The organism is Stenotrophomonas maltophilia complex sp. Om-AH-Sm3, assembly GCF_059337855.1.
The window spans coordinates 1-22,333 of sequence record NZ_JBYBLQ010000015.1 but is presented as its reverse complement, the minus strand read 5'-3'; the positions used below and the strand labels follow the sequence as shown (position 1 = coordinate 22,333).

Sequence of the window (22,333 nt, the reverse complement as noted above, 5' to 3'; positions counted from 1 at the left end):
TAGCGTGCTCGTGTAGAGCCGAGCCCATGCTCGGCTGCTCCTGGCGAGATCCCCTCCTGCTGGATAAGCCGAGCATGGGCTCGGCTCTACAAGAACTGTGCGATCAGCCGACGATCCGCAGCACGTCATCCAGCAACGCGGCGGCGGTGACTTCCGCGCCCGCACCCGGGCCCTGGATCAACAGCGGCTGGCGACGGTAGCGATCACTGTGGATGGCGACGCGATTGTCGGTCCCCGCACCCTGCGCCAACGGGTGACCCGCCGGCAGCTCGCGCAGGCCCACCTGCGCACCCCCACCGTCAACACGGCCGACGAAACGCAACACGCGGCCGTTTTCGCGTGCCCGCTGCCAACGCGCCTGCAGCGGCGCATCCAGCTGCTCCAGCGCAGCCACTGCGCCCTCCAGCGGCAACGCGGCCAGCGTTTCAGGTACCAGTGAGTCCACCTGCACCTGCGAAGCATCCAGCGCCAGCCCGCTGCTGCGGGCCAGGATCAGCAGCTTGCGGCGCACGTCCTCGCCGGACAGGTCAAGTCGCGGATCCGGCTCGGTGTAGCCGGCCGCCAGCGCCTCGCGCACCGCCGCCGAGAACGGCGACTTGCCGTCATAGCGATGGAACAGCCACGCCAGCGAACCGGACAGCACGCCCTCGATGGCATGGATGTGATCACCACCGGCCACCAGTGCGCGCAGGCTGCTCAGCAGCGGCAGCCCGGCACCGACGGTGGCGCTGTCACCATAGCGCGCACCACTGTCGGCACAGCTGTCTGCAATGGCCTGCGCGCGTGACAGCTGCGCACCACGGCCCAGCTTGTTGGCTGTCACCACATGCACGCCGCGCGCCAGCCACTGCACGTGGCGTGCGGCCACGTCTTCGCTGGCGGTGGCATCGACCACCACATCGCCACGCTCCAGCCCTTCGGTGCTGGCCCACGCCGGCGAACTCTGGCCATCGCGTGGCGCACGTCGCGCCAGTTCCAGCGGCAACGCCAGGTCACGATCGATCTCCAGCGCAGTGCGCGAGTTGGCCAGCCATTGCACGCTCGGCAGTTCCAGCCCGCGAGCCCGCAGCGTCTGGTAGCGCTGCACGAAGGCCGAGCCGACTGTGCCAGTACCGAGCAGCGCCAGGCGTCCCGCGCCCAGCGCCGGAATTTCAGCAGCGAGTGCGCTCATGCATCCACCACCTGTTTGCGGCGTGCGGCCGCATCGATCACGACTTCGGCGCGCTGCAGCGCGGCACCGAGATCGGCCAGCAGGTCGCGCTCGGCCTCGATGCCGACCGACAGACGCAGCAGCCCTTCGCTGATACCGGCCGCTGCGCGTGCTTCGGCGGTCATCGCCGCATGGGTCATGGTCGCCGGATGCGCGATCAGGCTTTCGACGCCGCCCAGCGATTCGGCCAGGGTGAAGCAGCGCAGGCCATCCACGAATGCGCGCACTGCCGCGTGCGGATCTTCACCGGCGCAGTGCGCAAGCTCGAACGACAGCATCGCGCCGAAACCGCTCTGCTGGCGCGCCGCGATGGCATGGCCGGGGTGTTCGGCCAGGCCCGGGTAGTACACCCTGCCGACGGCCGGATGCTGGTCCAGCAGGGCAACGATCGAGGCGGTATTTTCCTGATGCACGCGCAGGCGCGCATCCAGCGTGCGCAGGCCACGCAGGGTCAGGAAGGCATCGAACGGTGAACCCGTCAGGCCCAGCGCGTTGCCCCACCACACCAGCTGCTCGTGCACTGCCGGATCACGCGCGACCACTGCCCCGCCCACCACATCGCTGTGGCCGTTGATGTACTTCGTGGTGGAATGCAGCACCAGGTCCGCACCGAACGACAGCGGTTGCTGCAGCGCTGGTGACAGGAACGTGTTGTCGACCACCACGAGTGCGCCGGCCTTGTGCGCGGCATCGATGACGAAGCGCAGGTCGGTGATGCGCAGCAGCGGGTTGGACGGCGTTTCCACCAGCACCAGCTTCGGCTGGGTGGCCAACGCCTGTGCCAGTGCGCGCGGATCGGTCAGGTCGGCGGTGACCAGTTCAAAGTGGCCCTTCCGGGCCAGCGCATTGAACAGGCGCCAGCTGCCACCGTACGCATCGTGCGGCACCACCAGGGTATCGCCCGGCTGCAGCAGTGCGTTCAGCACCAGGTTGATCGCGCCCATGCCGGTGGCGGTGACCACACCACCGACGCCGCCTTCCAGTTCCGCCAGCGCCTCACCCAGCAGGTCGCGGGTCGGGTTGCCACTGCGCGTGTAGTCGTACTGGCGCTTGTTGCCGAAGCCTTCGAAGCTGAAGTTCGACGACAGCACGATCGGCGGCGTGACCGCGCCATGCGCGGTGTCCCGATCGATGCCCGCACGGACGGCGGCAGTGGTGCGACTACAGGACGGCTCGTTGGCGTGCAGGCTCATGCGGACTCTCCAGAGGTGCGGAAGGCGGTGGCGAGGATCGCGTCAATGCGATCGGTTTCTTTGAGGAAGGCGTCGTGGCCATAGGGCGAACGCAGCACGCGAAGGCTGCCGCGCGGGCCCAGCCCTTCGACCAGGCCGACCAGGTCGGCCAGCGGCACCAGGCGGTCGCCCTCCACGGCCACTACCACGGTCGGCGGCAGGATCGCGGCGGGGTCGACACGGTGCAGGTCGATCGATTCGGACAGGCGCAGGTAGGCGGTCACCGGCGTGCGCGCGACGTACTGCGCGCCGGCGGCGTCGAGGTAGTCTTCGGCGGCCACGCGCACGCGGCCATTGATGACCTCCGGGGCAGCGTCGAAGCGCTCGCCGAATTCTTCCGGGGTGCGGTAGCTGAGCATGGCGAACTGCCGGGCCAGGGCCAGGCCGTGGTCTTCGCCGCACTGCAGCTGGCCCAGCGCAACCGCGCGGCGCTGCAGCGCGCGCCACGCGGCGGCATAGGGATGCGGGCGGTGCGCGCCGCTGGCCAGCACCAGTTGGCGCACGCGGGCGCGGTGACGGATCGCGAACTGCTGGCCGACCAGCGCGCCATACGAATAGCCGACGAAGGCCTTCAGCGTGCGGATGCCGAGATGGTCCAGCAGCAGCGCCAGCGCATCGGCCTGGTCGGCAGTATCGATCGGCACATCCAGTGCACCGTCGGCACCGATGAAATCGAAGGCCAGCACGCGCAGCTGCTGCGGGTCGAGCGCGCGGCCGGTACCCACAAGCGCTTCGGCCCAGCCCTTCTCGCTGAACTGTGCGTTGGACGCCACGTGGCGATGGGCGGAAATGCCACCGGCCAGCACCACCACCGGCGCGTTGGCCGGGCCCACCCACTCATAGCGCAGGCGCACCGGGCTGGGGCCTGCATGGCGCATCGACAGCACCGCGGCGAACTCACCGCGCTCGGCGTGCACGCGGTCTGCGACCGGCACGCTGACGGGGACGAAGGGCTCGGGGCGAATGGCGGTACTGGCAGCGAAGCTCATGGCGGGATCCGGTTGGGGAATCGGCCATCGAGCCTTCGCGGGCCCGCGTTCGAGATGCACGTGGGGTGCATGGTTCGAACCATCTTTCGGTGGACGCCACGGTCCCCGCAGGATTTGGCACCTACGCAGACGCTTGCGCGCCTGCGGGCTGCCCCGGCTTCAAAGGGCCTGTCCCTCTGCCGGTCTCGATGGTGGAGCCACGATGCCAGCCCTTTCCGGCACTGTCAATCCCTTCATGCGGATAAAGCGATAGATATTTCCAGAATCAGTCTGCGAGGGCCGTCCCGGTCGCCCCGTTCAGGATCGGGTACAGTCCCGGCGGTCCTCTCGCTGGAAACGCCGATGCCGCGCCTGCCCCTGTCCTGCCTGCTGTTGCCTCTGCTGGCGAGCGCGACCGCACACGCCGGCGACTGGCGCCAGGGCTGGGGACTGGCTCCCTCTTCCGCCCCTGCCACCCGCGCAGGCAGTGCCGAGGGCGCCGCCCCCATGGCCCGGTTGCGCCTGCAGCCGGTCGGTACGCAATGGCAGGCGCGGATCGACAACGGGTTGGCAGGGCCGCTGCAGATCCAGCTGCGCGCCGGCCCTGGACACCCGGTCGAAGGCCTCCCGGTCGAGTCGCTGATCCAGGGCGACAGCAGCCTGGTGGTCGGCCACCTGCCCGCCCCGATCGATGGCCGCATGCTGGATCTGCGCCTGCAGTCGGTGCCGGGCAACCCTGCCGCACAGGCCGAAGATGTCGGCTATCGCCTGCCGTTCGATGCGGCCCGCCTGCGTGTGGACCAGGCGCCGCAGGGGCGATTCAGCCATGACGACGAGGAGAACCGCGACGCGGTCGACTTCGCACTGCCGGAGGGCACCCTGGTGCTGGCCGCGCGCGAGGGCACGGTGATGCAGATCCAGGATGGCTTCCGTGGCAACGGCCAGGACCGCGAGCGCGATGGTGCCCGTGCCAATTTCGTCCGCGTGCTGCACAGCGACGGCAGCATGGCCCTGTACGGCCACCTCCAGGCCGGCGGCATGCGCGTGCGCCGCGGCCAGGCGGTGGGAGCCGGGCAACCGATCGGCCTGTCCGGCAACAGCGGCTACAGCACTGCGCCGCACCTGCACTTCGTGGTGCAGGTCAACCGCGGCATGGGCCTGCGCTCGGTGCCGGTGCGCATCTTCGCCGGGCAGGGCCAGCTGCAGTTCGCCCGCCACGGCGAGGCCGACGGCGGTATCGGGCGCTGACCGGCCCCGGCCGGTATAATCGGGCGCTTATCTCTTTGAAAAGCGCCCCGGGCGGGCGCCACTGCCATGTCCGAAGTCGCCATCGAAGCGTCGCGTCGCCGCACCTTCGCCATCATTTCCCACCCTGACGCCGGCAAGACCACGCTGACCGAAAAGCTGCTGCTGTTCGGAGGCGCGATCCAGATGGCCGGTTCGGTCAAGGGCCGCAAGGCCGCCCGCCACGCCACCTCCGACTGGATGGCGCTGGAAAAGGAACGCGGCATCTCCGTCACCTCCTCGGTGATGCAGTTCCCGTACGAAGGCAAGATCGTCAACCTGCTCGACACCCCTGGCCACGCCGACTTCGGCGAGGACACCTACCGCGTGCTGACCGCAGTGGACTCGGCGCTGATGGTGATCGACGTAGCCAAGGGCGTGGAAGAGCGCACCATCAAGCTGATGGAGGTGTGCCGCCTGCGCGACACCCCGATCATGACCTTCATCAACAAGCTCGACCGCGAGGGCAAGGACCCGATCGAGCTGCTGGATGAAGTGGAGACCGTGCTCGGCATCCAGTGCGCGCCGGTCACCTGGCCGATCGGCATGGGCCAGCGCCTGAAGGGCGTGGTTCACCTGCTGACCGGCGAAGTGCACCTGTACGAACCGGGTCGCAACTTCACCCGCCAGGACTCGACCATCTTCCCGTCCATCGATGCGCCCGGCCTGGCCGAGAAGATCGGTGCACAGATGCTGGCCGACCTGCGCGACGAACTGGAACTGGTGCAGGGCGCCAGCCATCCGTTCGATCTGGACGCTTACCGCGCCGGCAAGCAGACCCCGGTGTTCTTCGGCTCGGGCGTGAACAACTTCGGCGTGCAGCCGCTGCTGGACTTTTTCGTCGAGCATGCACCGTCGCCGCAGGCGCGAACCACCACCGGCCGCGAAATCGCACCGGAAGAGAACAAGCTGACCGGCTTCGTGTTCAAGATCCAGGCCAACATGGACCCGCAGCACCGTGACCGCGTGGCATTCATGCGGGTCTGTTCGGGCCGTTTCAGCGCCGGCATGAAGACCTTCCACGTGCGCACCGGCAAGGAAATGAAGCTGGCCAACGCGCTGACCTTCATGGCCAGCGACCGCGAGATCGCGGCCGAAGCGTGGCCCGGCGATGTGATCGGCATCCACAACCACGGCACCATCTCCATCGGCGATACCTTCACCGAAGGCGAAGCGGTGACCTTCACCGGCATTCCCAACTTCGCCCCGGAACTGTTCCGCCGCGCACGCCTGCGTGATCCGCTCAAGCTCAAGCAGCTGCAGAAGGGCCTGGCCCAGCTGTCCGAGGAAGGCGCGACCCAGTTCTTCCGCCCGCTGACCAGCAACGACCTGATCCTGGGTGCCGTCGGCGTGCTGCAGTTCGACGTGGCCGCCTACCGCCTGAAGGACGAGTACGGTGTGGAAGCCACCTTCGAGCCGGTCAGCGTGACCACTGCGCGCTGGGTCCACTGCAGCAACGAGAAGAAGCTGGAAGAGTTCCGCGAGAAGAACGCGCTCAACCTGGCGCTGGATGCGGCCGGCCACCTGGTCTACCTCGCTCCGACCCGGGTCAACCTGCAGCTGGCCCAGGAACGCTCGCCGGATGTGCGTTTCTCGGCCACACGCGAAGCGGCGCACACCGTTTCGGCAGGCTGATGCCACGGGGTCGGATCCCTTTCCGCAAGGAAAGGGCTCTGACCCCGCCGGCGCAACCCAGGGATTCACCCACCATACGGTGACGGGCGTGCACGTGCCGCCCATCGCGGCGATGATAGGGGGGTGCGGGTCCCCCTCCCCGCGAACGATGCCTACGCCATGTCCACGACTTCCGTTGCTTCGATCCGCGAAGAAATCGCCAGCGCCCTGACCCATGGCCTCGGTGCCGTGCTCGCCCTGGGCGCCGGCGCGGTGCTGATCACCCTGGCCGCAATCTACAGCGATGGCTGGCAGCTGGCTGGCGCCATCGTGTTCGGCATCGCGCTGCTGCTGCTGTACACCGCGTCCACCCTGTACCACGCCATCCAGCACCCGGTCGCCAAGGGCCGGCTCAAAGTGTTCGACCACTGTGCGATCTACGTATTGATCGCCGGCACCTATACCCCATTCACCCTGATCGGCCTGCGCGGCCCGTGGGGCTGGGGCCTGTTCGCCGCGATCTGGACCCTGGCCCTGGCCGGCGTGGTGTTCAAGCTGTTCTACACCGGTCGCTTCAAGCGCCTGTCCACTGCCATCTACGTGGCCATGGGCTGGCTGGTGATCGTGGCGGTCAAGCCGATGCTGGCCTCGATCGACGGCTGGACGCTGGGCTGGCTGCTGGCCGGCGGCCTGTCCTACACGCTGGGCACCTATTTCTACCACCGCGAATCGATTCCCTATTCGCATGCGATCTGGCACCTGTTCGTCATCGGTGGCAGCGTCTGCCACTTCGTCGCGGTCACCATGCAGGTGCTGTAGCACTGGCCCGTGCGCGGCGCGTGCACGCCGCGCACATGGACGCTTCGCGCCCCGTCCACGATGAGGGGGCAACCATGGCAGCGTGAATGCCGCCGCCTCCCCTGCCGCAAAGCGCACGAACCGCTGGCGCCTCCGCCGCCCCGGCCCGCGAGGCCGGCGCTGGTTGACGCTGCTGATCTTCCTGCTCGCGGCGATCCTGGTACTGATCGCACTGTGGGACTGGAACTGGTTCAAGGGGCCGGTCGAGCGCGCGGTGCAGGCGCGTACCGGCCGTGTACTGCACATCGGGAACCTGGATGTCGATCTCGGCCGGACCAGCACCATCCGCGCCGATGCGATCACCTTCGCCAATGCCGGTTGGGCCAAGCAGCCGAACATGGCCACGGCCGACCGCGTCGAAATCGACGTGCGCGTGTGGCCCCTGCTGCGCGGCAGCGTGCAACTGCCGGAAGTGCGCCTGACCCGGCCGGACGTGCTGCTGGAAACCGCCCCACGCCAGGGCGAGCCGGGCAACTGGGACTTCCTCGGTGACAGCGCTGGCGGCACCAGCCCGCAGCTCAAGCGCCTGCGCATCGACGACGGCCGACTGCAGTTCCTCGACGCACCGGGCCGTACCGACATCCGCGTGGGCGTGCGCAGCGGCCAGCCGAAGCAGGCAGATGCCTCGCCGCCGCTGCTGGTGCAGGGCAAGGGCCACTGGCAGGGCAACGCGTTCACCCTGCAGGGCGGAACCGAATCACCGCTGGAACTGACCAACAGCGACCACCCGTTCCGCATCCACCTCGACGGACGCGCCGGCGCCACCCACGCGGTGGCAAGCGGCACGCTGACCAATCCGTTCCAGCTGCGCGTGTTCGACCTGCAGTTCGCACTGAGTGGCCAGGACCTGGCCGATCTCTACCCATTGCTCGGCATCGCCATTCCGCCGTCCCCGCCCTACGCGCTGAATGGACGCCTGAAGCGCGACCACGACGTCTGGCGTTACGACGGTTTCACCGGCAAGGTGGGCGACAGCGACCTCGGTGGCAATCTTCAGTTCGAGGTGGGCCGCGACCGTCCACGGCTGACCGCGACGCTGGAATCCAAGCGCCTGGACTTCGATGACCTGGCCGGCTTCGTCGGCGCGCCACCGAAGACCGGCGGCGGCGAAACCGCCAATGCGGAGCAGAAGGCCGAGGCCGCACGGGTGGCCGCGCGCGCGCGCGTGCTTCCGGACACGCCCTACAACCTCGGCAAGCTGCGTGCGATGGATGCCGATGTGCGCTGGAAGGCCCACCGCATCAACGCACCGTCATTGCCATTGGACGACATGGACGCCCATCTGCTGCTGGATGACGGGGTGCTGCGGCTGGCCCCGCTGAACTTCGGCGTCGCCGGCGGCGATATCCGCAGCACCATCCGCATGGACGCACGCCAGCCGCAGATCAGCACTGCGCTGAAGGCGAGCGTGCGCGGCGTTCAGCTGGGCCAGCTGTTCCCCGATGCCAAGCTGGCCGAACAGGCCAAGGGCGGCATCGGCGGTGAGGTGGACCTGAGTGGCCGCGGCAATTCGATCGCCGCAATGCTCGGCAGCAGCAGCGGCGAGGTCGGCCTGGCGATGGGCCGTGGCCATGTCGGCAACCTGGTGATGGAGCTGGCCGGCCTGGATATCACCGAATCGCTGAAGTTCCTGGTGACCGGCGACAAGCAGATTCCTCTGCGCTGCGCCTTCGCCGACTTCGGTGTGCGCGACGGCCTGATGACCAGCCAGGCGCTGGCGGTGGACACCACCGACACGATCCTCATCGGCGAAGGCACCGTCAGCCTGCGCGACGAAACCCTGGACCTGCTGTTGAAGCCGCGCCCGAAGGACAGGAGCATCCTGGTACTGCGCTCGCCGCTGCACATTGCCGGCACGTTCAAGGACCCGTCGTTCCGCCCGGACTTCAAGGCGCTGGGCATCCGCGGTGCGGTGGCCCTGGCGCTGGGCAGCATCGCCCCGCCGGCGGCCTTGCTGGCGACGATCGAGCTGGGGCCGGGCAAGGACGCCGACTGCGGCGGGCAGTATGCGAAGTAGGGTTACAGCGTTGTTCGCGGCACCTCTTTTCCCGCGCGTAGAGCCGGAGCAAGGCGACAGGCAGGACACGCCGTAAATACGTCCCTGTAGGCTCGGTCGGCGCATCCATGCGCCTCACGGTCCTGCCTGCCGCCTTGCTCCGGCTCCGGACAGTTTCCCGCGCGCGGAACGAGAGCGAAATTCAAAGTCAAAAAGAAAAAAGCCAAGTCAAAAGCTGTTGCCAACCAAGGTTGGCGGCTACCAAAGACGAGGCACAGCGCATGTACGCACCGCGCTCGCGGAAATGTTCCAGAGGCGGAGGGCATGGGCGTGCAGGACCGTTGGCGCCATGGATGGCGCCATCGAGCCTACAGGGACGTACTTGCGGCGTGTCCTGCACGCCCATGCCCTCCGTCTCCCAACGTGTCAGGAAGGCGCTGCTTTGGCTTTGGCTGTGGCTTTCAGCTTCGAAAAGCGGGCCGGCGGGCCGCAGGCCCGCCAGCGACACCCTCACCCGGCGACGATGTACTGCTGCAGTTGATCCAGCTCCCGCCGCTGCGCATCGATCACCGACTTCACCAAGTCGCCGATGGAGATCACCCCCAGCACCTGCGCGCCCTCCACGACCGGCAGATGGCGGATGCGATAATCGGTCACCAACTGCAGGCAATGCTCCACCTGCTCGCCCGGCGACACCGTCACCACCTGCGACGTCATGATCTCTGCCACCGCCGTATCGCGCGAAGAGCGATCACGCAACACGATCTTGCGCGCGTAATCACGCTCGGACAGGATTCCCACCAGCCGCGGGCCGTCCATCACCAGCACCGCACCGATGCCCTTTTCCGCCATCAACCGGATCGCATCGATCACCGCCGCATTCGGCGCGACCGCATGTACTTCAGGAGACTTGCCGTCCAACAGTTGCCGTACCGTGGTCATCTGCCTGCCCTCCCAGGGTGGGTTGCGGGACCGAGTCTGCCACGGACGATGCTAGCCAGGCGTCAACCAGGTACAACGGCCGCTGCTTGGACTCCTCGTACAGCCGCCCCAGGTACTCGCCGATCAGGCCAAGCGCGATCAGCTGCACGCCGCCCAGGAACAGGATCACCGCCATCATCGTCGGCCAACCCGCCACCCGGTCGCCATACAGCGCCGCCTTCACGATCACCCACAGGCCGAACAGGAAAGCGACGGCCGCGGTTGCCAGCCCGAGGTAGGTCGCCGCCCGCAACGGCACGGTCGAGAACCCGGTAATGCCTTCGAGGGCGAAATTCCACAGCCGCCACAGGCTGAACTTGCTGGTGCCGGCCACGCGCGCGTGGCGGTGGTAGGGCACGGCGATCCGCTTGAATCCCACCCAGCTGAAAAGCCCCTTCATGAAACGGTGGCGCTCGCGCATCCCGCGCAGGGCGTTCAGCGCGCGCGGTGACAGCAGGCGGAAGTCCCCGGTATCGGCCGGAATCGGTGTCCGCGAGAGGCGGCCCATCACCCGATAGAACATCGCTGCCGTGGCGCGCTTGATCCAGGCCTCGCCATCGCGGGCCATGCGCGTCCCGTAGACGTTGTCATGACCTTCGCGCCAGCGCGCGACGAACTCCGGCACCAGCTCCGGCGGGTCCTGGCCGTCGGCATCGAGGATCATCGCCGCACCCTCGTGCACCAGATCCAGGCCGGCGGTCAGCGCCGCTTCCTTGCCGAAGTTGCGCGACAGCTTCAGCGCCGATACGCGTGCATCGGCCTGGGCCAGCCCGGCGATCACTTCCCAGGTGCGGTCATGGCTGCCGTCGTCCACATAGAGGATGTGACCGTCGATGTCGGGCATGCCGTCGAGCACCGCGCACAGCCGTGGATGCAGCAGCGGCAGTGCCAGGGCCTCGTTGTAGGCGGCGATGACGAAGGTAAGCCGTTCGCGGGTCATGCCCGGATTGTACGTTGCCGGCACGCGCCCGGCCCGTCGTTCGCCAATTGCAGCGCCGGGCTCAGTCCTCCGACAGATAGGACGCACCACCCAGCTGGCGCGCCTGGCGTTGGATCCACGCGGCCCGCCGCTGCACATACGGCCCAGGCTTTGCCGCGTTGTAGCGACGCGGTGCCGGCAACACCGCGGCCAGGCGCGCGCTCTCGGCCGGGCTCAGCCGGGCAGCATCCTTGCCCCAGAATTTCTGCGCTGCCGCTTGCGCGCCATACACACCATCACCGAATTCGGCAATGTTGGCGTACATCTCCAGGATCCGCTCCTTTGGCCACAGCGCCTCGATCAGCACCGTGTACCAGACTTCCAGGCCCTTGCGGATCCAGCTGCGGCCCTGCCACAGGAACAGGTTCTTGGCCACCTGCTGGCTGATCGTGCTTGCGCCGCGCAGGCGCCCGCCCCTGGCGTTGTGGTCGCGCGCCTTTTCGATGGCCTGCAGGTCGAAGCCGTTGTGGTCGGGGAAGCGCTGGTCTTCGGCCGCCACCAGCGAGATCGGCAGGCTCGGCGCCATCTGGTCGAGGTCGCGCCACTGGTAATGCAGCCGATAGGACCAGTCGGCCTCGCTCAGCGCCTCGCCATAGCGCCACAGCATCACCATGGACACCGGCGGGTCGATGAACCGCAACACCAGCACCTGCAGGCAGCTTAACGCGGCCAGCAGCACCGGCAGCCACAGCAGCCGCTTCCAGCGCCAGCGTCGCCGGCGCGGCGCGGCCACCACCGCCTCTACCTTGTGCTGCTCTCCCGCTGCCCCCATTACTGGTGCATCCTTCTTCTGTCTGGTTGTCGGCGCATTATCCGGCAACCGCCCCCGTTTACGCGCGATGTGAGCCGATGACCGCCAATCCCGATTCCCTGATCCGTTTCCTGCTCCCCGACGCCGGCGTGCGTGGCGTGCATGTGCACCTGCAGGCCACCTGGCAGGAAATCCTGTCCCATGCCGCTTACCCGGACGCCGCTGCCGAACTGCTTGGCGAGGCCTGCGTCGCCTCGGCGCTGTTCACCGGCCACACCAAGATCGACGGGCGCCTGTCGGTGCAGTTGCGCAGCAGCACCGCGCTGCGCACCCTGTTCGCCGAATGCACCGCCGCCGGCACCCTGCGCGGTATCGCCCAGCTCAGCGAGGGTGGCGACGCACCGCGTGACCTGTCCCGCCTCGGCGATGACGCAATCCTCGCCATCACCATCGAGAACCCCGGCCTGGACCCGCGCGAGCCGCAGCGCTACCAGAGCCTGGTCGCGCTGACTGCGCCGGAACTGGACGAGGCCTTCGAGGACTACTTCCGCCAGTCGGAGCAGCTGCCGACCCGCCTGCTGCTGGCCGCCGACCGCAACGGTGCCGCCGGCCTGCTGCTGCAGAAGCTGCCGGGCGACGAAGGCGACGAGGATGGCTGGGCCCGCGCCAGCGCCTTGTTCGAAACCCTGGGCAAGGCCGAACTGCTGGCGACCCCGGCCGAGCAGCTGCTGCACCGCCTGTTCCACGAGGAGCGGCCGGAACTGCTGGGCGGCAAGCCGCTGTCCTTTGCCTGCTCCTGCTCGCGCGAGCGGGTGGCCGGCATGCTGCAGTCGCTGGGGGAAGAGGAGGCCCGCGCGGCCGCCGAGGCCACCGGCGCCGTCGAGGTGCGTTGCGAATTCTGCGGGCGTGAGTATCACTTTCCATTGACGGAGTTCGGCATACTGTTCCACGGCGCCCAGGGGGCTGTAGCGGCGCCTGAACGACTTCAGTAAACGGCAGTCTTGTACCTGGGGAGGATCAAGGCTTGTTAAGAATTCATAAACACCCTAGGATCGAGTTCCCGTCCCCACGGGAACTTCCGTTGTCCGTCCCTGTCTGAACTGGTCCGATGCGTACCTTCCTGCGTCTACCGCTGGCCCTGCTGATCGCCCTTGGCGCGATCACGGGCGTGCATGCGCAGAGCAAGGACACCCGCACCGTGCTGCCGGTATGGAACAAGGGCAGCGGCAAGGTCGAGGCGCTGCTGTACCTGGAGCCGACCGGCGAACAGGCAGCCGGCGCCCGCTGGCATTTCGGCCGCAATTCGCTGGACGCGGCCTTTGGCCTGTCCTCCGGCGATTCGCTGGGCCTGCTCTGCAACAGCAGCAGCGGCACCAGCATCAGCGGCCTGGCCAGCCATTGCATGCTGGCCAGCCTGGGCGACGAGGATGATCTGAACAGCCGTCGTTTCAGTGGTACCGCCGCGCTGAACCGCGGCAACAGCCGCCTGGGCATCACCGCCGGCACCGGCCGTGAAACCCTGCCCGCCTGGTTGGCGGGCCCGAACAAGACGCCCTCGCTGCGCGCCGAGCAGAACGATCTGACCGTGTTCGCGCAGAAGAACATTGGCCGCGAAGGCTTCGTCTCCATCGCCGGTACCTACGCCAAGGCACGCCTGGTACCGCTGGCCGACGCTTCGCCGGCCATCGTCGATCGCTGGGACAGCAAGAGCCTGAGCATCGGTGCCGGTTACGGCAACTTCACCGGCAGCATCATCGGCCGCGTGGTCGACGTGCCGGGCAAGCCCGGCAAGTTCGAAGGCCTGGGCATCGGCCTGACCTGGCGTACCCCGTGGTCCGGCCAGCTGACCGTCGGCGCCGAGAACGTGATCAGCCGCGGCAAGAATCCATTCTCCCCGCGCAACGAAAGCAACGACGACGGCACCGTGCCGTACGTGCGTTACGAACAGGATCTCTGATCCCCTCAATCAGCTTCAGCAACGATATTCCCGAAGGCGCCGAAAGGCGCCTTTTTGCATCTGCGTGCCTGCCTCGCACTCGCATGAGCGGTATCGACCGTAGAGCGTATCGACATATTGGGATACATATCAGTCGAAACTTTTTTCATCATTCTGTGTTAACAAACGAGGCAGATCAGCATGACCATACCGGCAACCCGTTGATTGGGCTGGGAAAAGCGCTTTTTTACCAAAATCACAGACTTCATTAACACAGCTTTAATTCTTGGCGAACGCCCGTTACTATCGGGTCAGCCTCGCGATTTGGGAGCGCTTTTTCGCTCCCCCGCCGGGCACTAACCCCAGCCAAGATTTCTTGGAGAGAGAGAGCCAATGAAACTCAAGTCCAGCCAGCTGCGTGACGCAGTTGTGATCGCGCTTGTCGCCGGTGCCACCACCGCGACGGCCCACGCCCAGGAAGCGACCAACCTCGACCGCATCGAGGTCACCGGTTCGCGCATCCGTCAGGTCGATACCGAAACCGCCCAGCCCGTTCTGAGCATCAGCCGTGCTTCGATCGAGAAGAGCGGCTTCAAGACGGTTGCCGACGTCCTGCAGAACATCGCAGCCGCCGGCAGCCCGGCCATCAGCCGTTCCGAGCCGCTGTCCTCCGGCGAAGCCGTCGGTGGCTTCTACATCGACCTGCGCAACCTCGGTGCCGAGCGCACCCTGGTGCTGGTCGACGGCAAGCGCCTCGGCGCCAGCGTCAGCGGCCTGCAGGACGTGTCGCAGATTCCGTCGGCCATCGTCGAGCGCATCGACGTACTGAAGGACGGCGCGTCGTCGATCTACGGCTCCGACGCGATCGCCGGCGTGATCAACATCATCACCCGCAAGAACTTCCAGGGCCTGGAAGCCAACGCCTACGTCGGCCAGTACGGCGAAGGCGACGGCCAGAAGACCAGCTACGACTTCGTGGCCGGCTTCACCGGTGACCGTGGCTCGATCACCATCGGCGCCGAGTACGCCGAAGAAAAGGAAGTGTGGGCCAAGGACCGCTGGTTCAGCCGTTACCCGCGCACCACCTTCCACCCGGCCCAGAACTGGAGCCCGGTCAGCCAGTGGGGCACCATCATCGATCCGGATACCGATGACTGGCTGGTGCTGAACCGCGGTGGCGACTATCGCGACGTCAACCAGTACCACGACCAGGACTTCGCCGGCATCACCGGTGATACCAGCAACTCCAACACGCAGATGCACCTGCTGACGCCGACCAAGCGTCGCTCGGTGTTCGCCAACGTCCAGTACGACCTGACCGACAACATCCGCTTCGTCTCCGACCTGCTGTATACCCGTCGTGAGTCGCAGGCCCAGGTCGCAGGCTATCCGTTGCAGTCCGCGTCGTATGAGCGCCTGGGTGCCAAGTGGGATGCCGACAGCTACTACAACCCCTTCGGCAAGGACATGGGCTTCATGCGCCGTGGCTGGGAAGTGCCGCGCCTGTCGACCAACAAGCTGACCACCTTCCGCTTCACCGGCGCCCTGCAGGGCAGCTTCCAGTTCAATGACAAGTACTTCGACTGGGAAGCCGGCTACATCTACCAGAACTCGGAGAACCAGCAGAGCCAGACCGGCAACTACAACGTGCTGGCGGTCAATGCCGCCACCGGTCCGTCGTTCTTCAACCCGGCCACCGGCCGCGTCGAGTGCGGTACGGCCGCTGGCCTGGTTGACGGTTCCAATCCGATCTATGGCCCGGGCGCTGGCGGCTGCCTGCCGTGGAACCCGGCCATTCCGTTCGGCCGTACCGGTGACGGTGGCCTGACCGGCAACCCGGATCTGCAGCAGTTCCTGTTCCCGACCACCAAGAACACCGGTGAAGTCACCACCAAGACCTACTACGCGAACATCGCCGGCAGCCTGTTCACCCTGCCCGCCGGCGACCTGGGCTTCGCGCTGGGTTACGAGTACCGCGAAGACAAGGGTTCGTACAATCCGGACGCGCTGTCGCAGACCGGCTACTCGACCGATCTGGCCGCCGGCCCGACCGGTGGTGGTTACGACGTCAACGAAGTCTATCTGGAGTTGAATGTTCCGATCCTGGCCGACCTGCCGGGTGCCAAGGAACTGAGCTTCAACGCCGCCACCCGTTACTCGAAGTACAGCACCTTCGGCGACACCACCAACAACAAGTTCGGCCTGAAGTGGAAGCCGATCGACCAGCTGCTGGTGCGTGCGACCTACGCCGAAGGCTTCCGTGCGCCGACCATCGACAATCTGTACGGTGGCAGCTCGCAGACCTTCGCATACTTCACCGATCCGTGCGACACCACGTTCGGCTCGACTGATCAGCCGGGCGTCGCCGCCCGTTGTGCCGCGGCCATCGGCCCGACCGCCAGCACCTTCCGCCAGCTGCGCCAGGGTTATGTGCCGGCCAGCGGTCCGGATGAGCAGACGCCGGATCCGTTCAACGCCGTCTCCAATCCGAACCTGACTCCGGAAAAGTCCAAGTCCAAGACCGTTGGCCTGGTGTGGAGCCCGACCTTCGCCCAGGGCCTGAACATGAGCCTGGACTGGTGGAACATCAAGATCACCAACACCATCGTCACCGACAGTCCGGATGACCAGCTGAACGACTGCTACGTGCTTGGCATCGCCGAGCGCTGCAACTCGTTCACCCGTGATCCGAACCGTCACAACGTGATCAACCTGACCTACGCACCGCGTAATGCCGGTTACCAGGAAACCGAAGGCTTCGATTTCGACGTGGCGTACCGCTTCGAGACCGACAGCTGGGGTACCTTCAGCGCCAACCTGCAGAACAGCTACGTCACCAAGAACGTGCTGAAGACCACCAACGCGCAGCAGGTGCCGGTGTCGATCCTCAACGGCTTCGGCAGCAACTTCCGCCTGCGTTCGAACCTGGTGCTGGGCTGGGAGCGTGGCGACTGGGGCGTGACCTGGGGCACCCGCTACTTCTCCAGCGTCAAGGAGCGTTGCTACTACAGCGACGAGTGCAGCCTGCCGGACTTCGGTTCGCCGGATCCGGTGCGCGACCAGCCGATGAACAAGCGTGGCTCGACCATGTTCCACGACGTCCAGGTCTCCTGGAACGCACCGTGGAATGCGACCATCGCCGTCGGTGCGCGCAACGTGTTCGACCACTACGGCCCGCAGATGTACTCGGCCCCGAACTCGCAGTTCTCCTACTACGGTGGCTACGACATCGGTCGCTTCATGTACATGCAGTACAAGCAGAAGTTCTGATCGGGAACCTGATCAGCTTCAGCTGATGCAGCAACGGCCCCGAAAGGGGCCGTTGTTCTTTGTGCGCCATGGACGGGCGCTGGCCAGCGCACAACAAAAAGGCCGCAGCATCGCTGCGGCCTTCCTTCGAGATCATGTCCGGGCGCTCATCCGTTCGGAATCAGCGTCTCGATCAGATGCTCGACGTACGCTTCGAAATCCTCGCGCGCCTGCTTGGGCTGCTGCAGCTGCAGCGACAACTGCAGGAAGCCGACATAAGCGGCGTACGCAAGGCGTGCGCGATGACGCGCATCGGTCGAGCTGAGGCCGGCCTGGCGGAACGAGGCGACCAGATAGTCGAGGCGACGCTGCGAGACCCGGTCGATCACCGGCCGCACCATCGGATGATCCAGTGCCTTCAGCAGCTCGCTGTAGATGATGTGCGGCTGCACTTCATGCGCCACCATCTGGAACAGCTGGCGCAGGCGCACGCGCGGATCCGGTACGTCTTCCAGGCTGCCGAACACCTGTTCCTGTTCGAACAGTTCCCAGCGTTCCAGCGCCGCCTGCAGCAATGCATCGCGTGAAGGGAAATGCCAGTAGAAACTGCCCTTGGTAACGCCGAGCCGCCGTGCCAGCGGCTCTACCGCGACGGCGCCGACACCTTGTTCAGCAATCAGATCGAGGGCCGCCTGGGCCCAGTCTTCGGCACTCAGGCGGCTGTTGCGGCCGGCGCGCGGTTCGCCGGCGGAAGCGTCAGGTTGATTCATGGACTGATTTAACCATACGCCGGGGTTCGTTGCAGTACGCGGTTGCGGTCGAAACCGTCGCAGGCCCGTCGGAAGGGTCCCTCCACGCGCGTTCTGCAACGCACCATACCGTGCAGTATTGACTTCCCCTCGAAGCTCTCCATACTAGCAAGTATGGTTATGTCCCCCACTCCCGCTGCGTTCCATGACCTGCGCCTGGACGCCGCCCATGGCGCCCGCCTGGCGGCGACCGTCAGCGACCATGGCCGGCGCGGCCGGGTCCTGTTTGCCCATGGCTTCGGCCAGACCCGCCACGCCTGGAATGCCACTGCCCGCGCACTGAACGCGGCCGGCCTGCAGACGCTGGCCTACGACGCCCGCGGCCATGGCGATTCCGACTGGAATGGCGCCGATCTGCCCTATCACGGCGAACAGTTCGCCGACGACCTGATCGTGTTGGCCGGCGAACAGCCGCGCCCGCCGGTACTGGTTGCCGCTTCGATGGGTGGCCTGTTCGGCCTGCTGGCCGAATCGCGCTGGCCGGGCCTGTTCTCGGCCATGGTGCTGGTCGACATCACCCCGCGCTGGGATACCGCCGGTGTCGAGCGCATCCTCGCCTTCATGACCGCCCATCCCGACGGCTTCGCCTCGCTGACCCAGGCCGCCGACGTGATCTCGGCCTACATGCCGCACCGGCCGCGCAAATCCGAGCAGTCGCTGCGTGCGCTGCTGCGCGAGGACGGCCACGGGCGCTGGCGCTGGCATTGGGACCCGCGCCTGGTGGCCGAGCTGGCCCGCGACAGCGAACAGCACCAGGACGCACTGGCCGAGGCCGCACGCCAGGTGAAGTGCCCGCTGCTGCTGGTCAGCGGGGGCCGCAGCGACCTGGTCACGCCGCAGACCGTGGCCGAATTCCTGGCGCTGGCGCCGCATGCGCGCCATGTACAGCTGCCGCAAGCGACCCACATGGTCGCCGGCGATGACAACGACGCCTTTACCGCTACTGTGTTGGACTATCTGGACGTGTTGCCCGCAGCGGACGCTGCGGCTTCGTCCGCCACAAACGAGCACGTCACCGGAGCACGCTCATGAGCATCGTTCTTCCCTTCCTCGCCCTGCTGCTGGCAGGCGCCTTCGTCGCCTACCACCGCATGCGGCTGGTTACCTGGACGCTGATCAGCGTGGCCCTGCTGGCCGCCTGCTGGTTCATTCCCTACGTCAACCAGACCGCCACCATCGTCGCTGCGGCGGTGCTGGCGGTGATCGCCGTGCCGCTGCTGCTGCCGTTCATCCGCAAGCCGCTGCTGACCAGCCCGATGATGAAGGTGTTCCGCAAGGTGCTGCCGCCGCTGTCGCAGACCGAGCGCATCGCGCTGGAAACCGGTTCGGTCGGTTTCGAGGGCGAACTGTTCACCGGTGATCCGGACTGGAACATCCTGCTCAACTACCCCAAGCCGCAGCTGACCGCTGAAGAACAGGCCTTCCTCGATGGCCCGGTGGAAGAGCTGTGCACGATGGTCAACGACTGGGAAATCACCCACGTCCACGCCGACCTGCCGCCGGAGCTGTGGGCCTTCATCAAGAAGAACAAGTTCTTCGGCATGATCATCCCGAAGGAGTACGGCGGCCTGGGCTTCTCCGCGCTGGCCCACCACAAGGTGATCCAGAAGCTGGCCTCGGTGTCCTCGGTGGTCAGCTCCACCGTCGGCGTGCCCAACTCGCTGGGCCCGGGTGAACTGCTGGTGCATTACGGCACCCAGGAACAGAAGGACCAGTACCTGCCGCGCCTGGCCGATGGCCGCGAAGTGCCCTGCTTCGGCCTGACCGGTCCGTTCGCCGGCTCCGACGCCACTTCGATCCCGGACTACGGCATCGTCTGCAAGGGCGAGTGGAACGGCGAGCAGGTGCTCGGCGTCAAGCTGACCTTCGACAAGCGCTACATCACCCTGGCCCCGGTCGCTTCGCTGATCGGCCTGGCCTTCCGCATGTACGACCCGGATGGCCTGATCGGCGATACCCGCGACATCGGCATCACCCTGGGCCTGCTGCCGCGTGATACCGCCGGCGTCGAAATCGGCCGTCGCCACTTCCCGCTGAACTCGACGTTCCAGAACGGTCCGATCCGCGGCAAGGACGTGTTCATTCCGCTGACCCAGCTGATCGGCGGCGCAGCCATGGCCGGCAAGGGCTGGAACATGCTCAACGAGTGCCTGGCCGTGGGCCGCTCGATCACCCTGCCGTCCACCGCCAGCGGCGGTGCCAAGGCCGGTGCCGCCGTGACCGGCGCCTATGCGCGCATCCGCAAGCAGTTCGGCCTGTCGGTCGGCCGCTTCGAGGGCGTGGAAGAAGCGCTGGCCCGCATCGGCGGCAAGGCGTACAAGATCAGTGCGCTGTCGCAGGCCACCGCCGCTGCGGTTGACCGTGGCGATGTGCCGTCGGTGCCGTCGGCCATCGCCAAGTACCACTGCACCACCATGAGCCGTGAAGTGATCTCGGACATGATGGACGTGATCGGCGGCAAGGGCATCATCCTGGGGCCGCGCAACTTCGCCGGCCGCAGCTGGCAGGCCGCGCCGATCGCGATCACCGTGGAAGGCGCCAACATCATGACCCGCAGCCTGCTGATCTTCGGCCAGGGTGCGATCCTGTGCCACCCTTGGGTGCTGAAGGAAATGAAGGCCGCGCAGGATCCGGATACCCGTGCCGGCCTGCAGGAGTTCGACCGCAGCCTGTTCGGCCACATCCGCTTCGGCATCTCCAATGCCGTGCGTTCGTTCTGGTTCGGCCTGACCGGCGCGCGCTTCGGCGCCGCCCCGGGCGACGCCTACACCCGCCGCTACTTCCGCAAGCTGGACCGTTACTCGGCCAACCTGGCGCTGATGGCCGACATCTCGATGATGACCCTGGGCGGCAAGCTGAAGTTCAAGGAATCGCTGTCCGGCCGCCTGGGCGACGTGCTGAGCCATGTCTACATGACCAGCGCCATGCTCAAGCGCTACCACGACGAAGGTGCACCGCAGGCCGACCAGCCGCTGCTGGCCTGGGCCTTCCATGACAGCGTGCACAAGATCGAAGAGTCGCTGTCGGCCGCGCTGCGCAACTTCCCGATCCGTCCGATCGGCTGGCTGATGTGGGCGCTCATCTTCCCGTTGGGCCGTCGTGCCGAGGCTCCGGGTGATCGCCTGAGCCGCCGCGTCGCCGCCCTGCTGATGGCGCCGAATGAAGCCCGCGACCGTCTCGCCAATGGCGTGTTCCTGACCCCGTGCGAGAACAACCCGGGTGGCCGCATCAACAGTTACCTGAGCAAGGCGATCATGGCCGAGCCGGTGGAGCGCAAGTTCCTCAAGGCGCTGAAGAGCAAGGGCATCGAGGCGCTGGACTTCAAGGCGCAGCTGGACGAAGCCGTGGCCGAGGGCGTGATCACCCAGGACGAGCGCAGCCTGCTGGAAGAGCTGCGCACGCTGACCCTGGACACCATCACCGTGGACGACTTCGACACCCACGAACTGCGCGCGGCCAGCTACTACGACCGCCAGCACAAGGACCCGCATTCGCAGGCAGCCTGATCGCCCGCGACACGCGTTGCTTCGACGGCGGGCCTCGGCCCGCCGTCGCTTTATCCGCCGACCGGAATACCCACCATGTCCACGCCCCTGCTCTCGCTTTACCACCGGCTGCAGCGCTGGCCCGCCGGCACCTGGCTGTTCTCGCGCGCGGTGTGCTTCAAGGCGCCCTACTTCGCCAGCATCGCGCCACGCATCACCCGCCTGGAACACGGCCGCTGCGAAGGCACGCTGGCCGATCGCCGCAGGGTGCGCAACCACATCGGCACGGTGCACGCGATCGCGATGTGCAACCTGGCCGAACTGACCGCCGGGTTGATGGTCGATGCATCGCTGCCGAAGGGCATGCGCTGGATCCCGAAGGGGATGCAGGTGCAGTACCTGGCCAAGGCCCGCGGCACGCTGCAGGCGGTGGCGCTGCCGGCACAGCCCATTGTGGTCGCGGCCGAGGGCTATGCGCTGCCGGTGACGGTCAGCGTGCGCGACCGCGCGGGGACGGAAGTGTTCAGCGCGGTCATCGACATGTGGATGTCGCCGGCGAAGTAAGTTCCCGCGAACGGCGCAGCCCCTCGTGGGTGGGTCGCGGAAAGCGGTTTATCGGTGGGGCCGGAGGGGCGGGGCCAGGCGGGGACGCCGCAAGTACGTCCCTGTAGGCTTAGCCGCGCCATCCATGGCGCGGATACCCCGCCCGGCCCCACCCCTCCGGCCTCGGACAGATCTCTGCGGCGTCCACCCACGCAAGAGAAAAAAGAAGAGCAGAAGCAGAAGCGGCCCAATGGCCGCTTTTCTCATGCGCACAGAACCCAACGAGCGCAGCGACCCGCTGTTGCCCTTGATCTTCTTTTTCTTCTCCGTGAGCTGGCCGCGCCCTGAAACTGTCAGGGGCCGGGCGGGTTGGGTTCGCGGGGGACGCCGCAAGTACGTCCGTGTAGGCTTGGCCGCGGCATCCATGCCGCGGACACC

The 22,333-nt window shown here is 66.8% G+C and carries 17 protein-coding genes and 1 riboswitch; of the genes, 10 read left to right on the top strand and 7 right to left on the bottom strand.

Translation table 11 applies throughout. The annotated features are described in order from the left end of the window. Positions 1–103: 103 nt before the first annotated feature. From AC10QF_RS16305 to metX, 3 genes are read right to left on the bottom strand one after another with little or no spacing between them, the layout of a single operon-like run. On the bottom strand, positions 104–1,171 hold the full coding sequence (locus AC10QF_RS16305; protein WP_494542511.1) for a homoserine dehydrogenase family protein: 1,068 nt from the start codon (positions 1,169–1,171) through the stop codon (positions 104–106). Next, the gene (locus tag AC10QF_RS16300) at positions 1,168–2,403 is read right to left on the bottom strand and encodes an O-succinylhomoserine (thiol)-lyase (protein ID WP_005418398.1); all 1,236 of its coding nucleotides are present in this window, start codon (positions 2,401–2,403) and stop codon (positions 1,168–1,170) included. The genes AC10QF_RS16305 and AC10QF_RS16300 overlap by 4 nt, the downstream gene beginning before the upstream one ends. Continuing rightward, positions 2,400–3,431, bottom strand: a complete 1,032-nt coding sequence (metX, locus tag AC10QF_RS16295; RefSeq protein WP_005418400.1) for a homoserine O-succinyltransferase MetX — start codon at positions 3,429–3,431, stop codon at positions 2,400–2,402. The genes AC10QF_RS16300 and metX overlap by 4 nt, the downstream gene beginning before the upstream one ends. A 76-nt stretch (positions 3,432–3,507) precedes the next feature. Further along, positions 3,508–3,626: riboswitch (SAM riboswitch) on the bottom strand. 147 nt (positions 3,627–3,773) lie between these two features. On the opposite strand from metX, the gene AC10QF_RS16290 reads away from it, so the two are divergent. From AC10QF_RS16290 to AC10QF_RS16275, 4 genes are all read left to right on the top strand, one after another. Beyond that, positions 3,774–4,658, top strand: a complete 885-nt coding sequence (locus AC10QF_RS16290; protein ID WP_494542510.1) for a M23 family metallopeptidase — start codon at positions 3,774–3,776, stop codon at positions 4,656–4,658. Between the two features lie 66 nt (positions 4,659–4,724). Next, the gene (locus AC10QF_RS16285; protein WP_053499606.1) at positions 4,725–6,329 is read left to right on the top strand and encodes a peptide chain release factor 3; all 1,605 of its coding nucleotides are present in this window, start codon (positions 4,725–4,727) and stop codon (positions 6,327–6,329) included. Positions 6,330–6,488: 159 nt separating this feature from the next. Beyond that, entirely contained in the window at positions 6,489–7,127 is a 639-nt protein-coding gene (gene trhA, locus AC10QF_RS16280) for a PAQR family membrane homeostasis protein TrhA (RefSeq protein ID WP_005418403.1), read from the top strand. 82 nt (positions 7,128–7,209) lie between these two features. Further along, a complete protein-coding gene (locus AC10QF_RS16275) occupies positions 7,210–9,183 on the top strand; it encodes an AsmA family protein (protein ID WP_494542509.1) in 1,974 nt (657 codons plus the stop codon). A 489-nt stretch (positions 9,184–9,672) separates the two neighbouring features. On the opposite strand, the gene AC10QF_RS16270 is transcribed toward AC10QF_RS16275, so the two are convergent. The 3 genes from AC10QF_RS16270 to mtgA form a co-directional block, all read right to left on the bottom strand. Next, a complete protein-coding gene (locus tag AC10QF_RS16270) occupies positions 9,673–10,104 on the bottom strand; it encodes a CBS domain-containing protein (RefSeq protein WP_069139374.1) in 432 nt (143 codons plus the stop codon). Further along, positions 10,064–11,083 carry a glycosyltransferase family 2 protein gene (locus AC10QF_RS16265; RefSeq protein ID WP_065178200.1) on the bottom strand — a complete coding sequence of 340 codons (1,020 nt, stop codon included), beginning with the start codon at positions 11,081–11,083 and terminating at the stop codon, positions 10,064–10,066. The genes AC10QF_RS16270 and AC10QF_RS16265 overlap by 41 nt, the downstream gene beginning before the upstream one ends. A 61-nt stretch (positions 11,084–11,144) precedes the next feature. Beyond that, positions 11,145–11,894 carry a monofunctional biosynthetic peptidoglycan transglycosylase gene (gene mtgA / locus AC10QF_RS16260; RefSeq protein ID WP_494542508.1) on the bottom strand — a complete coding sequence of 250 codons (750 nt, stop codon included), beginning with the start codon at positions 11,892–11,894 and terminating at the stop codon, positions 11,145–11,147. Positions 11,895–11,971: 77 nt separating this feature from the next. On the opposite strand from mtgA, the gene hslO reads away from it, so the two are divergent. From hslO to AC10QF_RS16245, 3 genes are all read left to right on the top strand, one after another. Next, positions 11,972–12,865, top strand: coding sequence for an Hsp33 family molecular chaperone HslO (gene hslO, locus AC10QF_RS16255; protein WP_005418408.1), 894 nt, complete (start codon positions 11,972–11,974; stop codon positions 12,863–12,865). Between the two features lie 116 nt (positions 12,866–12,981). Next, entirely contained in the window at positions 12,982–13,830 is an 849-nt protein-coding gene (locus tag AC10QF_RS16250) for an XOO1806 family protein (protein WP_494542507.1), read from the top strand. A gap of 372 nt (positions 13,831–14,202) precedes the next feature. After that, positions 14,203–17,079: a TonB-dependent receptor domain-containing protein gene (locus AC10QF_RS16245; RefSeq protein WP_069139371.1), complete on the top strand. Its 2,877-nt coding sequence runs from the start codon at positions 14,203–14,205 to the stop codon at positions 17,077–17,079. A 146-nt stretch (positions 17,080–17,225) separates the two neighbouring features. Here the strand turns inward: AC10QF_RS16245 and AC10QF_RS16240 are convergent, their stop codons facing one another. Beyond that, positions 17,226–17,828 carry a TetR/AcrR family transcriptional regulator gene (locus AC10QF_RS16240; RefSeq protein WP_005418411.1) on the bottom strand — a complete coding sequence of 201 codons (603 nt, stop codon included), beginning with the start codon at positions 17,826–17,828 and terminating at the stop codon, positions 17,226–17,228. Between the two features lie 153 nt (positions 17,829–17,981). Here AC10QF_RS16240 and AC10QF_RS16235 point away from each other — a divergent pair, with 153 nt between their 5' ends. The 3 genes from AC10QF_RS16235 to AC10QF_RS16225 all read left to right on the top strand — a co-directional run bounded on the left by AC10QF_RS16235 (position 17,982) and on the right by AC10QF_RS16225 (position 21,916). Then, positions 17,982–18,899, top strand: a complete 918-nt coding sequence (locus tag AC10QF_RS16235) for an alpha/beta fold hydrolase (RefSeq protein WP_032954411.1) — start codon at positions 17,982–17,984, stop codon at positions 18,897–18,899. After that, on the top strand, positions 18,896–21,373 hold the full coding sequence (locus AC10QF_RS16230; RefSeq protein WP_494542506.1) for an acyl-CoA dehydrogenase: 2,478 nt from the start codon (positions 18,896–18,898) through the stop codon (positions 21,371–21,373). The genes AC10QF_RS16235 and AC10QF_RS16230 overlap by 4 nt, the downstream gene beginning before the upstream one ends. A gap of 75 nt (positions 21,374–21,448) precedes the next feature. Next, positions 21,449–21,916 carry a hotdog fold domain-containing protein gene (locus tag AC10QF_RS16225; RefSeq protein ID WP_111204766.1) on the top strand — a complete coding sequence of 156 codons (468 nt, stop codon included), beginning with the start codon at positions 21,449–21,451 and terminating at the stop codon, positions 21,914–21,916. Positions 21,917–22,333: the final 417 nt, after the last annotated feature.